At 68.4% G+C, this 13,811-nt stretch carries 13 protein-coding genes; 11 read left to right on the forward strand and 2 right to left on the reverse strand.

The genetic code is table 11. The features are described from left to right. The first annotated feature begins 72 nt into the window (after window positions 1–72). The 9 genes from ACFV2O_RS12445 (at window position 73) to tsaA (ending at window position 9,467) form a co-directional block, all read left to right on the forward strand. Window positions 73–1,137 carry an IS110 family transposase gene (locus tag ACFV2O_RS12445; RefSeq protein ID WP_379251923.1) on the forward strand — a complete coding sequence of 355 codons (1,065 nt, stop codon included), beginning with the start codon at window positions 73–75 and terminating at the stop codon, window positions 1,135–1,137. 322 nt (window positions 1,138–1,459) lie between these two features. Continuing rightward, window positions 1,460–3,187 (forward strand): polyprenol phosphomannose-dependent alpha 1,6 mannosyltransferase MptB, encoded by a 1,728-nt coding sequence (mptB, locus tag ACFV2O_RS12450; protein ID WP_379251870.1) that lies wholly within the window; start codon window positions 1,460–1,462, stop codon window positions 3,185–3,187. Window positions 3,188–3,260: 73 nt separating this feature from the next. Beyond that, window positions 3,261–4,193, forward strand: a complete 933-nt coding sequence (locus ACFV2O_RS12455; RefSeq protein ID WP_379251871.1) for an ABC transporter ATP-binding protein — start codon at window positions 3,261–3,263, stop codon at window positions 4,191–4,193. After that, window positions 4,190–4,981, forward strand: a complete 792-nt coding sequence (locus ACFV2O_RS12460) for an ABC transporter permease (RefSeq protein ID WP_379251872.1) — start codon at window positions 4,190–4,192, stop codon at window positions 4,979–4,981. The genes ACFV2O_RS12455 and ACFV2O_RS12460 overlap by 4 nt, the downstream gene beginning before the upstream one ends. Before the next feature lie 66 nt (window positions 4,982–5,047). After that, window positions 5,048–6,022, forward strand: a complete 975-nt coding sequence (locus ACFV2O_RS12465) for a heme A synthase (RefSeq protein WP_379251873.1) — start codon at window positions 5,048–5,050, stop codon at window positions 6,020–6,022. Between the two features lie 227 nt (window positions 6,023–6,249). After that, a complete protein-coding gene (locus ACFV2O_RS12470) occupies window positions 6,250–7,434 on the forward strand; it encodes an NAD(P)/FAD-dependent oxidoreductase (protein WP_379251874.1) in 1,185 nt (394 codons plus the stop codon). Further along, window positions 7,431–8,348 (forward strand): RNA polymerase sigma factor SigJ, encoded by a 918-nt coding sequence (sigJ, locus tag ACFV2O_RS12475; protein ID WP_379251875.1) that lies wholly within the window; start codon window positions 7,431–7,433, stop codon window positions 8,346–8,348. Before ACFV2O_RS12470 ends, sigJ begins: the two co-directional genes overlap by 4 nt. Window positions 8,349–8,422: 74 nt before the next feature. Then, complete coding sequence (locus ACFV2O_RS12480) at window positions 8,423–8,965, forward strand: YceI family protein (RefSeq protein WP_379251876.1); 543 nt, start codon at window positions 8,423–8,425, stop codon at window positions 8,963–8,965. Window positions 8,966–9,062: 97 nt separating this feature from the next. Then, complete coding sequence (gene tsaA, locus ACFV2O_RS12485) at window positions 9,063–9,467, forward strand: tRNA (N6-threonylcarbamoyladenosine(37)-N6)-methyltransferase TrmO (RefSeq protein ID WP_379251877.1); 405 nt, start codon at window positions 9,063–9,065, stop codon at window positions 9,465–9,467. A gap of 51 nt (window positions 9,468–9,518) precedes the next feature. Here the strand turns inward: tsaA and ACFV2O_RS12490 are convergent, their stop codons facing one another. Together ACFV2O_RS12490 and ACFV2O_RS12495 are read right to left on the reverse strand one after the other, a co-directional pair. Continuing rightward, on the reverse strand, window positions 9,519–10,469 hold the full coding sequence (locus tag ACFV2O_RS12490; protein WP_379251878.1) for an alpha/beta fold hydrolase: 951 nt from the start codon (window positions 10,467–10,469) through the stop codon (window positions 9,519–9,521). A gap of 181 nt (window positions 10,470–10,650) precedes the next feature. Continuing rightward, window positions 10,651–11,481, reverse strand: coding sequence for an SDR family NAD(P)-dependent oxidoreductase (locus ACFV2O_RS12495; RefSeq protein WP_379251924.1), 831 nt, complete (start codon window positions 11,479–11,481; stop codon window positions 10,651–10,653). Between the two features lie 306 nt (window positions 11,482–11,787). On the opposite strand from ACFV2O_RS12495, the gene pip reads away from it, so the two are divergent. Continuing rightward, window positions 11,788–12,771, forward strand: a complete 984-nt coding sequence (gene pip, locus ACFV2O_RS12500) for a prolyl aminopeptidase (RefSeq protein WP_379251879.1) — start codon at window positions 11,788–11,790, stop codon at window positions 12,769–12,771. 138 nt (window positions 12,772–12,909) lie between these two features. After that, window positions 12,910–13,794, forward strand: coding sequence for a universal stress protein (locus ACFV2O_RS12505; RefSeq protein WP_379251880.1), 885 nt, complete (start codon window positions 12,910–12,912; stop codon window positions 13,792–13,794). The last annotated feature ends 17 nt before the right edge of the window (window positions 13,795–13,811 follow it).

A 13,811-nucleotide genomic window follows, 5' to 3' on the forward strand; every position in this document is an offset into this window, starting at 1 on the left:
GTCTTGTCCGCGTGCCCGGCTGGTGCGTGCCGCCCTGCCCAGTTGACGAGTAACAGGACGACGATGCGCTCCATTACACACGAACACACCGCGTCGGGCGAGATCGCCGGCGGAGTCGATACCCACCAGGACACTCACACCGCCGCCGTGCTCGATACCGTCGGCCGGGTCCTGGGGACGGCCGTGTTCACCGCCGACGCCGAAGGATATGCCGCGCTGTTGGATTGGATGCGCGGGTTCGGCCACCTGGTCCGGGTGGGAGTGGAAGGCACCGGTGTCTACGGTGCGGGATTGGCGCGCGTACTGCGCGAGAACCATATCCAGGTGGTGGAAGTCGATCGTCCCGACCGCAGGACCCGCCGTCTCCAGGGAAAGTCCGATCCGATCGACGCCATCCAGGCGGCGAGGACGGCATTGGCTGAGCACCGGACCGGCACACCGAAACAACGCGACGGCCGCGTCGAAGCGCTGCGCAATCTTCGCGTCGCGCGCCGGTCTGCGGTCGACCAGCGTGCCGACGCCCAACGCCGCATCAAGACGCTGATCGTCACCGCCCCCGACGAGTTACGCCAGCAATTGCGTGGGCTGGCGGTGAGCGCACTGATCGCCACGTGCGCGGGCTTCGAACCCGACCACACCGACGCCGCAACCCCACTCACCGCCACCAAGATCGCGTTGCGCTGCCTGGCACGGCGTCACCAGCAGCTCTCGACCGAGATCACCGAACTCGACGAACTACGCGCTCCGCTGGTGGCCGCCATCAACCCGAAGCTGGTCGCCGCCCACGGTGTCGGCACCGACACCGCCGGTCAACTGCTGGTCACCGCCGGGCAGAACCACGACCGCATCCGGTCAGAGGCCGCGTTCGCGATGCTCTGCGGCGTCGCTCCGATTCCCGCGTCCTCGGGCAAGACCCACCGGCACCGACTCAACCGCGGCGGCGACCGCCACGCCAACGCCGCGCTCTACCGCGTCGTGCTCTGCCGCCTGCGTTGGGACCCGCGCAGCCGCGCCTACGCCGAACGACGCACCAAAGAAGGCATGTCCAAGAAAGAAATCATCCGCTGCCTCAAACGATACGTCGCCCGCGAGCTCTACCAGCTCATCACCACAGACAGCCCTCAACCCGCTCCTTGACATCCATAGGAGCATCACAGACTCCCATCGGAGATACGGGACAGTGGCGGGCCGGTCCGAGGTTGGTGACGAGCCGACGACCGCACCGATCACATCCCGCCTTCAGCATCAGCGCGGCATGCTCCTGAAAACCGAATCCATCTGCCGAGCCGGCGGTGGTCATGCCGTGGCGGGAGCGGTGGGCACTCCTGGATATTGTTCTGGCGGAATATACAACGGCAAGCCCATCTCCGGTCGAACTATGGGTGCCAGCGCGTAGCGCCGAGAATTAGGGCGCGCGACGGGGTGGTGGGCGAACGCCGATGGTCGCTTCGCTCCCTGGATGACCTCGGACGAGGTCGCGGGCACACCCACTAGGCTTCGTGGCGTGGCGGTACTGGAGGGCGCGCGGCGCAGGACACTGGCGTTCGGGCGCCGGGCACTCGGACTCGACGTGCCCGCGGCCGATCACACGATCGCGGTGCTGCATCGCGACGAGTCGGAGGTGCCCGGTCTCGACCGCAAGGAGCTGGCGCAGCTCGACCGGATCCGCCTGATGGGCGCGACCGGCACGGTGCTGATGGCGATCAGCGCGCTGGGCATCGGCGCGCAGCCGGTGCACCAGAACCCCACGTCCGGCGTCCGGGTGCTCGGCATCTTCGCCCGCGCCCACACCGGATCGCTGGCCATGTGCATGACCGGCACCGTCGTCGTGGTGCTGGCCTGGCTGCTGCTGGGCCGGTTCGCGGTGGGCGGTATCGGCGGCTCACCACTGCACCGGCTGACCCGCTCGCAACTCGATCGCACGCTGCTGCTGTGGCTGATCCCGCTCAGCGTCGCTCCCCCGCTGTTCAGCAACGACGTCTACTCCTATCTGGCGCAGAGCGAGATCGCCGCGCGCGGCATCGACCCCTACGAGGAAGGCCCGGTCGCGGGGCTCGGGATCGACAACGTCCTCACCAACAACGTCCCGACCATCTGGCGTGACACCCCCGCGCCCTATGGCCCGCTGTTCCTTTGGATCGGCCGCGGCATCGCCGAACTCACCGGGGACAACATCATCGCGGGCGTGTGGGTGCACCGGATCCTCGCGCTCGGCGGCGTCGCGCTGATCGTCTGGGCACTGCCCCGGCTCTCGGTGCGCTGCGGCGTCGCGCCGGTCAGCGCGCTGTGGCTCGGCGCGGCCAACCCGCTGGTGCTGTTCCATCTGGTCGGCGGCGTGCACAACGACGCGCTGATGCTCGGCCTGATGCTGGCGGGCCTGGAGTTCTGCCTGCGCGCCATCGAGGACACTCACCCGTTCGACGGCCGCGCCTATGCGCGGCTGATCGGCGGCGCGGTCATCATCACGCTGTCGTCGTCGATCAAGTTCACCTCGATCATCGCGCTCGGTTTCGTCGGCATGGCACTGGCTCGCAGGTGGGGGGCCTCACTACGCACGGTGGCCATCGCCGCCGCCATGCTCGGCGCGATAGCCATCGGCACAACGCTTTTCATCAGTTCGGTGAGCGGGCTCGGATTCGGCTGGATCTACACGCTGAACACCGCGAGCGTGGTGCGCAGCTGGATGTCGCTGCCCACGGTGCTGGGCATCATCACCGGATTCGGAGGCGTGCTGCTGGGGCTCGGTGATCACACCACCGCGCTGCTGAGCATCACCCGCCCGATCGCGGCGCTGGTCGCGGCCTTCTTCACGGTGCGCATGCTGGTCGCCACCGGCACCGGGCGGCTGCATCCGGTCGGCGCGCTCGGCGTGGCGCTCGGCGCGATCGTGCTGCTGTTCCCGGTGGTGCAGCCCTGGTATCTGCTGTGGGCGATCGTCCCGATGGCCGCGTGGGCGACCAGGCCGGTGTTCCGCGTTCCGGCGGTGGCGTTCTCGGCGATCGTGAGCGTGATCCTGATGCCGCGCGGCGCCGATCTCGAGGTGTTCCAGATCGTGGGCGCCGCGATCGCCACCGTGATCGTCGGGGTGCTGTTCATCGTGATCACGCGCAATTCGCTGCCCTGGCGCGGGCAGACGGGGGTGTCGGCTCCGTCACAGGTGCCCACCTCTTACGGTGTGACATCGTGACCGAGCGTGGCGAGGGAGCCATCTACACAGCATCACCGGGTGCGCCGGAATCGAGCGCCGGCGAGGCGGCGTCGTGACGACAGCTTCCGGGCCTGCTGTCAGCGTGGACGGCGTCGTCAAGCGGTACGGCGACATCACGGCCGTGGACGGCCTGACGTTCGAGGTGGAACCGGCGCGGGTGCTCGCGCTGCTCGGCCCGAACGGCGCGGGCAAGACCACGACGGTGGAGATGTGCGAGGGATTCGCCGCGCCGGACGCGGGCACGGTGCGCGTGCTCGGCTTGGACCCGGTGGCCGATTCCGAACGACTGCGCCCCCGCATCGGCGTCATGTTGCAGGGCGGCGGCGCGTATCCCGGTGCGCGGGCGGGCGAGATGCTCGATTTGGTGGCCGCCTACTCCGCGGACCCGCTCGACCCCGACTGGCTGCTGCGCACGCTGGGCCTCCAGGACAACCGCCGGACCCCCTACCGCCGCCTCTCCGGCGGACAACAGCAACGGCTCGCTCTCGCCTGCGCACTGGTGGGCAAGCCGGAAATCGTCTTCCTCGACGAGCCAACCGCGGGGCTGGACGCTCAGGCCCGGTTGATCGTCTGGGAGCTGATCGATGCCCTGCGCCGCGACGGGGTGACCGTCGTGCTGACCACGCACATGATGGACGAGGCCGAGCAGCTCGCCGACCAACTGGTGATCATCGACCACGGCCGCATCGTCGCCTCCGGCACCCCGGCCGAGGTCACCGCCCACGGCGCGGCCGGGCAGCTGCGCTTCTGCGCGCCGCCCAAACTGAACCTGGAACTGCTGGCCAACGCCCTGCCCGAAGGCTTCGCGCCCCGGGAGACCACGCCGGGCACCTATCTGGTGGAGGGCGAGATCAATCCGCAAGTGCTCGCCACCGTCACCGCGTGGTGCGCGCGGATGAACGTGCTGGCCACCGACATCCGGATCGACCAGCGCCGCCTCGAGGACGTCTTCCTCGAACTGACCGGACGGGACCTGCGCGGATGAGCGAGCACGACCGGACCGCCAACCGTTTCGCGCCGGGCACTTTCGCTCCCGCCCCGCGCCCGAGCACCCGTGCCGCGATGCTGCTCGCGCAGACCAGGCTCGAACTGATCCTGTTGCTGCGCAACGGCGAACAACTGCTGCTGACCATGTTCATCCCGATCACCCTGCTGGTCGGCCTGAGCCTGCTGCCGTTCGGCGACCTCGGCGCGGACCGGGTGGACAAGATCGTGCCCGCGGTGATGATGGTGGCCGTCATGTCCACCGCGTTCACCGGTCAGGCCATCGCGGTCGGCTTCGACCGCCGCTACGGCGCGCTCAAGCGGCTCGGCGCGACGGCGCTGCCGCGCTGGGGCGTCATCGCGGGCAAGTGCGCGGCCGTGCTCATCGTGGTCGTGCTGCAAGCCGTGCTGCTCGGCCTCATCGGCTTCGCGCTGGGCTGGCGGCCGGAACCGCTCGGGTTGCTGCTTGGCGCGGCGGTGATCGCGCTCGGCACCGCGACGTTCGCGGCGATGGGCCTGCTGCTGGGCGGCACTCTCAAGGCCGAGGTGGTGCTCGCGCTGGCGAACATCCTGTGGTTCGTCATGCTCGGCGTCGCCAGCATCGTGTTCGCCTCCGACGACCTGCCCGCGGTGGTGAGCGTACTGGCCAGGCTGGTGCCCTCGGGGGCGTTGGCCGAAGCGCTGGAGAGCGCGATGCACACCAGCGTCGACTGGTTCGGGATCGCCGTGCTCGCGGTGTGGGGCGCGGTGTCGGGCGTCGCGGCCACCCGCCTGTTCCGCTTCCACTGAGCTTCAACGACGAAATGTAGTAGACCGGATGAAACCGCCGGATCCGGCCCGGCTACCATTTTCGACGTGCTGTATCGCGCGTTCTTGCGACTCGTCGACAAGCTGCCGCTGCCCTCCTCGCGGGTGCAGCGCCTGATCGCGCTCGCGGTCATCCTCTCCCAGGCGGGCATTTCGGTGACCGGCGCGGTCGTGCGCGTCACCGCGTCCGGGCTGGGCTGCCCGACCTGGCCGCAGTGCTTCCCCGGTAGTTTCACGCCGGTCGCGGTGTCGGAGGTCCCGGCCATCCACCAGGCGGTCGAGTTCTCCAACCGGCTGCTCACTTTCGTGGTCACGCTGTGCGCGGCGGCGATCGTGCTGGCCGTGACCCGGGCGCGCCGCCGCCGCGAGGTGCTGGTGTACGCGTGGCTGATGCCCGGTGGCACCGTCGTGCAGGCGGTCATCGGCGGCATCACGGTGCGCACCGGGCTGCTGTGGTGGACCGTGTCGACGCACCTGCTCGCGTCCATGGTGATGGTGTGGCTCGCGGTGGTGCTGTACGCGAAGATCGGTGAATCCGACGACGGCATCGACACCGTGCAGGCTCCCGCGCCGCTGCGCTGGCTGACCGCGCTGGCGGGGGTCGCGCTCGCGGCGGTCCTGGTCGCGGGCACCCTGGTGACCGCCGCAGGCCCGCACGCGGGCGACAAGAGCATCGAACGTCCCGTAGAGCGGTTGCAGGTGGAGATCGTCACCCTGGTGCATCTGCATTCGCAGCTGCTCGTCGGCTACCTCGCTCTGCTGATCGGCTTGGCCTTCGGTTTGTTCGCGGTCGGTATCACACCCGCCGTGCGCACCCGCCTCTTCGTGCTGCTGGGACTGGTGTGCGCACAGGGTTTGGTCGGCATCGTGCAGTACTTCACCGACGTCCCTGCGGCGCTGGTCGTCGTGCACGTGGGCGGGGCCGCGGCGTGCACCGCCGCCACCGCCGCATTGTGGGCTTCGCTGCGCACCCGGGAACGGGTCGTCGCCCCGAAGCCGGACCCCGCGGCACAGGCCGCCTGACGAAAACTGCGCGAACTGTGATCGTCCAGCGGGGAGCGAGCCGGGGTGATTCGGGGGCGGTGACCTCGGGCGGCGCCCACTCCGCGGGTCCTCCGGCGGGACGGGCCGCACGCTGGACGCCGCACCACAACCGCGACTGCGGGCGGTGAGTTCGCCGGCAGGCCTGACCGGTCAGTGAACTGCATCACCTACTGTTATTTCTCGGTGGTCGGCAGCGTCTCGTGGGCATGACGGAGCACAACAGCACCAGCTTCAAGGTCGTGGTCATCGGCGGCGGCTATGCGGGCACCGTGGCAGCCAATCGCCTGCGGCAGCGCGACGACGTCGAGATCACCGTGGTCAACTCTCGCCCGACCTTCGTCCAACGACTGCGGCTGCATCAATTCGTAGCCGGTACCGGAGAGGCCGAGGCGGACTACGGCCCGCTGCTCGGCGACGGTGTGCGCCTGGTCGTCGATGACGCCACCCGCATCGATACCGCCTCGCGGACCGTAGAGCTGGCATCGGGCCGCGCACTGGACTACGACTATGTCGTCTACGCGGTCGGCAGCACCGCGGCCCCGCCCACCACAGTGCCGGGAGCGGTCGAATTCGCCTACCCCATAGCGGAACTGGAGCACGCTCACCGCCTGCGGGCCGCCATCGATGAGCTGCCGACGCAGGCCCCGATCACCGTGGTCGGTGGCGGGCTCACCGGGATCGAAACAGCGGCCGAACTGGGCGAACAGGGGCGCGCCGTCACACTGATATGCGGCGATCGATTGGCTCCGAGTTTTTCGGAGCGGGCGCGACGGGTGGTGGCCCGGTGGATGGCCCGCAACAGCGTCGAGGTGCTCGAGAATGTGCGGGTGGCCGAGGTCCTGCGGGAGTCGATCGTCTTGTCCGACGGCTGCGTGGTGCCGAGCGCGGTCACCATCTGGACCGCCGGGTTCGGTGTGCCGGAGCTGGCCACACGCAGCGGCCTGCACACCGACGCTCTCGGGCGGCTCCTCACCGACGAGACCCTGACCAGCGTCGACGACAACCGTATCGTCGCGGCCGGGGACGCCGCCGCCCCGTCGAACCAGCCGCTGCGCATGAGCTGCCAAGCCGCCGGGCCGCTCGGCGCTCACGCCGCCGACACGGTGCTGGCCCGCATCGCAGGCACTGCGCCCGCGGCACTGGACATGGCGTTCCTCGGATCCAACGTCAGCCTCGGCCGCCGCGCGGGCATCGTGCAGCTCGCGCACAAGGACGACACACCCATGAACGCCCATATCTCCGGCCGCGTCGGCGCGCCGATCAAGGAGACGGCTACCAAGTGGACGCTGTGGGGAATTCGATGGGAAGCCCGCAAGCCCGGCTCGCTGTTCTGGCTCAAGGGCGGCAGGCGGCTCCCGCTGTCCGATTCGGAGATGGCGGCCAACTCGTGAGCACTACCGATGAGCATGCCGAGCGGTTCACCCTGTTGCGGCCGTTGCTGTTCACGATCGCCTACGAAATCCTCGGCTCGGCGACCGAATCCGACGACGTGCTGCAGGACAGCTACCTGCGGTGGGCCCAGGTGGACCTTGCGACGGTGCGGGACACCAAATCGTATCTCGCGCAGGTGGTGACCCGGCAGGCGCTCAGCGCGCTGCGGCTCAGCGCTCGCCGCCGCGAGGAATACATCGGACCATGGTTGCCCGAGCCGCTGCTGCTCACCGAGCACGATGCCGCGGGTGATCTGGTTCTCGCCGAGTCGGTTTCGATGGGGATGCTCGTGCTGCTGGAATCGCTCACCCCGGATGAACGCGCGGTGTTCGTGCTGCGCGAAGTATTCGCCTTCGGTTACGACGATATCGCCGCATCGGTCGGCAAATCCGCGGCGGCGGTGCGTCAAATGGCCTACCGCGCACGCGAATACGTCCGGTCGCGACGCAACCGGTTCGGGCCTTACGACAGCGCCCGCATCGCCGAGCTCACCGAGAAATTCATGACGGCGGCGACCACCGGTGACCTGGCGGGCCTGCTGTCGATGCTCGCGCCGAATGTCACTTGGACCACCGACAGCGGCGGCAAGATCACCGCGGTACGCCAGTTGGTGATGACCGGCGCCGAGCAAGTTGCCACGATTCTGCTGAACCTGCTGCAAGCAGTGCACCGCAGGCCCGGCATGCGGATCGAGCCGGTGAACTGCAACAGCGAGCCCGCGGTCGCCATCTACACCGGCGACCATCTGGAGGCCGTTCTCGTGCTGGACATCGTCGACGACGTGATCGTCAACGGCTACGGCATCCGTAACCCCGACAAACTCGCCGCCCTCGCCATCGCGCGCACCATCACCCGCGATCCCGACCGGGCGTGAGACCCGCGTTACCGCACCACGCTTCGAGCGGCCGGCTCGCCCGAACCATCCGACATCGCCAGGAGTGACCGACCATGTCAACCACCATCGAACTCGCCGACCTGACCGGCGACTTCGTCATCGATACCGCCCGCACACGAATCGGCTTCATCGCCCGGCACGCCATGGCCACCCGGGTGCGCGGAAATTTCGGGGAATTCGACGGCAGCGCGCATCTGCACTTCGGCGACCCCTCGAAATCCAGCGGCCGCCTGCGGATCCAGGCCGCGAGCATCGACACACGCAACCGGCGGCGCGACGACCTGCTGGGCAGAAAGTTCCTCGGCGCCGATGACCATCCGACGATCACCTTCGCCCTGACCAGGGTGGCGCGCGTCGACGAGACCACAGTCCAGGTCACCGGCGACCTGACCATCCGCGGTGTCACCAAGCCGGTGACCGTCGACTTCGAACCGGCCAGCGTGCGGAACGACCCGAACGGCGCCCTCCGAGTCGGCTTCACCGGCGCAACCACGATCAACCGCAAGGACTGGGGGGTGCACTGGAAGGCGGCCGCGGGCATGGTCGCTCCGAAGGTGACGCTGGAGTTCGACCTCGCGGTGATCCGGCAGTCCTGATATCGGCAATATTCTGAAAGCCGAGCCCGTCGCTCTTGGGTGATTCGACGCCCGAGGGCAACGGGCTCGAACCACCTGCGAGAACGGCAAGGACATCATGACCGATTACACGCTGTGCCCGATCGGGCACGTCGAATCCGTGCTGACCGACCCCGCCACCGCTCCCCGCCAACCCGACGAAGGAGCCCCGCCGGCCTGGCTGGTCATCGATGACCGATATGCCCGCGCCCTCGACGGACTCGCCGCAGGCATGGACATCTTGGTATTGACCTGGCTCGATCGTGCCGACCGCGAAACACTCACCGTCCACCCGCGTGGTGACGCGACTCGCGCGACCACCGGCGTCTTCGTCACCCGCGCACCGCATCGGCCCAATCCGATCGGTCTGCACAGCGTCCATGTCCTGGCCGTCACCGGAACCCGCATCCACGTCCGCAACCTCGAAGCTGTGCACGGCACGCCGGTCCTCGATCTCAAACCTGTTCTCACCGAGGACCGTTGACCGCTGTGGACGAGCCGTGCCGGGCCGCCACCGGCCCGGCACGGGTGTGAGCTAGCGCGGTCCGAGGAATCCGGTCAGTTCGAGCGCGACCGCGGCGGGATCGTCCTCATGGACATTGTGTCCGGCGCCCGGAATGATCCGCAGTGTCGAGTGGGGGATCAGCTGAGCGAGCGGCCGAGCCTGTGACGGGTCGACGACATGGTCGTTCTCGCCCCACAGGATCAGCGTGTCGGCTTCGATCGCGCTCGATTCTCGCTGTACTACGACCAGATCGAGAGTGCGTGGCTGCTTCCACATCGCGGTCCGGTTCTCCGTGCGGCTGAGCGGAGTCCAATACGTGTCCGCCAGCTCATCGGTGAGAATCTCCGGGTGCGCGTAGGCCCCGCGCAGGCCCGCCACGTAGATCTCCTCGGTCATGACGGAGGCGGCGAGCTCGCCCGCACCGGGTTGGCGCATCAGCCGCATGTTCATGTTGAGGTCGGTGTCCAACACGAGCGGCGCGATGAGGACCAGACGATCGACCTGTTCGGGATGCCGTGCGGCGAAATCGACTGCGACCGAACCGTTCAGCGAGTGCGCGACGACGGACGCGCGGGTAACCCCGACCGCGGACATGAACTGCCGCAACGCGTCCGACATGGCCCCCACGTCGTATCCGAAGTCGGCATCGTGCGGCGTGGTGTACCCGCTGCCGGGCAGGTCGACGGCATACACGGTGTGCGCGGTGGCGAGAGCCGGAATGATGTCGCGATAGGTATAGGACCACAGCGAGCCGCCTGGCAGGAGAATGAGCGGCGGTCCTTCGCCCGCTTTCCGGTAGTGGAAACGTGCCGTCGCGGTCTCGACGTACTGCCCCTCCGCGAGAAACGTCGAATCGGGCGTTCGGGCTCCGCTCGGTTCGGCCCCGGCCGGCGCCGCCATGTTCACCACCAGCAGAGCCGACACTATTACGAGCACCTGCCACCATCGAAACCGCTGACGCGGAGATCTGACGACCGACATTCGCACTCCTTCGCTTCGATGCTCACGCCGTTTCGCGAGCCGTACCGGAATGGGTCGAGCGGACCCAGCTGTTCAATCCACTAGACGCGGGTGCCCGCCGTTTTGTGACGCCGCGGGTGCACCTCCCCACCCGGAACACGTGTCCAGGTGGGGTTCTGCAGGCCGGTCGCGTCGCACCGAGTCAGGCTGCGGGCGTGTGGCCTTGAGCCGCCGCCGAGAGCTCCTTCCACTCGGCCCAGGTCTCGAGCCGGTCGGCGTAGACCTGCGGAAGGATTTGATTTCCCCCGGAACCGAAGAACACGCGCAAAGGCGGGTTGGTGGAGTCCGCGATCTCGAGCAACGCCCGGCCCGCGGCGGACGGGTCGCCGGAATCGAGGCTCTGCGCGTAGGCGGCGAACGCCGCGCGGAGTCCGTCGTAGCGCGGGTCGGCCTGGGCGTGGACCGCTCCGGCGGCGCCGTCGGTCGCGTAGGAGCCGGGCTCGACCAAGGTCACCTTGACACCGAAGCCGGCGACCTCCTGGGCGAGGGATTCACTCAGGCCTTCCAGCGCCCATTTGGAAGCGTGGTACGCGCCACCGAGCGGCCAGGCGGCGAGACCACCCACCGACGAGATCTGGATGATGTGCCCTCTGCCTTGCTCCCGCAGATATGGCAGCGCGGCCTGGACGACCCATACCGTGCCGAAGAAGTTGGTTTCCAACTGATCTCGCAGTTGCTGCTCGGTCAGTTCCTCGACCGCGCCGAGTAGCCCGTAACCCGCGTTGTTCACGATGACGTCCAAGTGGCCGAAATGCGCGTGGGCATGCTTCACGCTCTCGAAGACTCCTGCCCTGTCGGTCACATCCAGCTCGAGCGGGAGCACCGCGTCGCCGTAGGCGGTGACCAATTCCGCGAGATGTTCGGTACTGCGAGCGGCCGCGGCCACCTTGTCGCCGCGAGACAACGCGGCCGCGACGAAGTTTCGGCCCAGACCGCGAGAGGAGCCGGTGACGAACCAGACCTTGCTCATGATGTCCTTCCGTTCTTTCTGCAGTGGCGAGCGCAGCGAGGAGGCCCCTCACTGCCGATGTCCCGTGCTGCCGCACTGGACGAACACAAGATGTCGCCGACCCGCTCTTCGTAACGAAACCGCGGGGTGACGTGCGTCACCGCCGCATGTTGCGGGCCGGACTGAAAGGCGGCCTCGCTCACCGATTCAGCGAACTGCGGGGCGTGGTTATCCGGCCGGGTCCGACACGATTCCGACTAGCCCTGTTCACGCAGACCGCGGTTGCCGAACACCAGGTCACCTGGTTGCTCACCGGTAGTGTGGTCGACCGTGTCCACGCCACACGCGCGATCCGATGCGCCGCAGCCCTTTCCCGACATCGAGCCGTATGCGCACGGACTCTTGGACGTCGGGAACGGCCAACGGATCTACTGGGAGACCAGCGGTAACCCGGACGGGAAGGCCGCGCTGGTCGTGCACGGCGGGCCGGGCGGCGGCGGGCGGCGCGGTTCACGGAGGAGTTTCGACCCGGCCGCCTACCGAATCGTCCTGTTCGATCAACGTGGCTGCGGCGAGAGTCTGCCGCATGCCTCCGACCCGTCGGTCGACCTCACGCACAACACCACGCATCACTTGATCGCGGACATGGAACGTCTGCGCGAACACCTCGGAATAGACCGGTGGTTGCTCTTCGGCGGTTCCTGGGGCTCGACGCTGATCCTCGCCTACGCCCAGCGCTACCCCGAGCGGGTCAGCGAGATCGTGCTGGTCGGGGTGACCATGACCCGGCAAGAGGAGATCGACTGGCTCTACCGGGACGTCGCGAAACTCCTGCCAGCACAGTGGGAGACCTTCCGCACCGGCGTTCCCCTCGCCGACCGCCACGGCGACCTCGTCGACGCTTATCACCGACTGATCGAGAGCCCCGACGTGCAGACCCGCGAGTCGGCGGCGCGGCGGTGGTGCGCCTGGGAGGACGCGGTGATCGCGCACGAGAACCTGGGCAGCCCAGGGCAATACAGCGCGAAGCCGGACGCGGCGCGAATGGCCTTCGTGCGAATCTGCACGCATTACTTCGCCAACGCGGCCTGGCTGGAGGACGGGCAGTTGCTGCGTGACGTGCACCGGCTCACGGGCATTCCAGGCGTGCTGATCCACGGCCGACTCGACCTGAGCGCCCCGCTGTACACCGCCTGGCAGCTGGCCCAGGCGTGGCCCGACGCGGAACTACAGGTCATCGACGATTCCGGGCACACGGGCAGCACGGCCATGGGCGCCGCCGTCCTGCGGGCGATCGCCCGGTTCGCTCGGTAGCCCGCTCCGGCCTCGGCGGGCAATTTCGCCCGGTGAGGGTCTTAAGTCCCGACCATCAGGGGCCACCGCCCCCGGTGCGGAGCGGGTCCCCGCTGCGACTGTGGAAGTGACCATGTCACAGCCGCAAACGGAGACGAAATGAGCACACCAGCCGACCGTCAGTCGATCGTCGTCGGAATCGACGGCAGCCCGACCGCTGTGGGTGCAGCGCGCTGGGCCGGAGCCGTCGCGAATCGGCAGCGCGCCACGCTGGTGCTGCTGGGCGTGGTTCCCGCCCTCGACTACCCCATGACCTCCTCCGCTCTGGCCGAGGTCAATCTGCTGCCCGAACTCCGAGCGGCGGCGAAGCAGAAGGTCGAGGAGGCATTCGACGCCGTGCGCGCCGATCAGCCGGACATCGAGATCCACCGGACCGTCGAGGACGGCTCGCCCGCGCGCGAGTTGATCAAGCACAGCGCGGAAGCGCGCATGGTCGTCGTCGCGGCGAAACACCAGGACCGGCTGTCCACGCTGTTGCTGGGATCGACCGCGCTCACGGTCGCGAACAAGGCGGCCTGTCCGGTGACCGTATGGCGAGGCAGGCTCGACCAGCCACAGCCGGACGAGCGGCCCGTGCTCGTCGGCGTCGACGGGAGCCCGGGTAGTTCCGCGGCGCTCGGCGAGGCGTTCGAGCTGGCGTCCACACTCGGCGTCGAAGTGACCGCCTTGCACGCGTGGAACGACCCGGACCTGCTGCAGTGGACCCCGGTGCCCGACGCGTGGGATGTGCTGGCTCAGCAGGAGGAGGCACTACTGTCCGAATGCTTGGCCGGATGGTGCGAGAAATACCCGGACGTCACGGTCACCAAAGTGGTCGAGAAGAACACGCCCGCGCAGGCGCTGCTCGCCCACGCCGAGAAAGCCCAACTGCTGGTGACCGGCAGTCGTGGGCACAACCGCCTCACCGGACTCGTCCTCGGATCGACGAGCCAGAACTTGCTGCATCACGCCGCGAGCCCGGTGGTGATCTGCCGTGAGCGGTAGGACAGCGGTCGTGGGCG

This window comes from Nocardia sp. NPDC059691 (assembly GCF_042733915.1).
In the GTDB taxonomy this organism is placed as follows: domain Bacteria; phylum Actinomycetota; class Actinomycetes; order Mycobacteriales; family Mycobacteriaceae; genus Nocardia; species Nocardia sichangensis.

Excerpts from the sequence above, each read along its gene's own strand:
- mptB (WP_379251870.1), top strand. The coding sequence starts at position 1,460 with ATGACCTCGGACGAGGTCGCGGGCACACCCACTAGGCTTCGTGGCGTG.
- ACFV2O_RS12460 (WP_379251872.1), top strand. The coding sequence starts at position 4,190 with ATGAGCGAGCACGACCGGACCGCCAACCGTTTCGCGCCGGGCACTTTC.
- ACFV2O_RS12470 (WP_379251874.1), top strand. The coding sequence starts at position 6,250 with ATGACGGAGCACAACAGCACCAGCTTCAAGGTCGTGGTCATCGGCGGC.
- ACFV2O_RS12480 (WP_379251876.1), top strand. The coding sequence starts at position 8,423 with ATGTCAACCACCATCGAACTCGCCGACCTGACCGGCGACTTCGTCATC.
- tsaA (WP_379251877.1), top strand. The coding sequence starts at position 9,063 with ATGACCGATTACACGCTGTGCCCGATCGGGCACGTCGAATCCGTGCTG.
- ACFV2O_RS12490 (WP_379251878.1), bottom strand. The coding sequence starts at position 10,469 with ATGTCGGTCGTCAGATCTCCGCGTCAGCGGTTTCGATGGTGGCAGGTG.
- ACFV2O_RS12505 (WP_379251880.1), top strand. The coding sequence starts at position 12,910 with ATGAGCACACCAGCCGACCGTCAGTCGATCGTCGTCGGAATCGACGGC.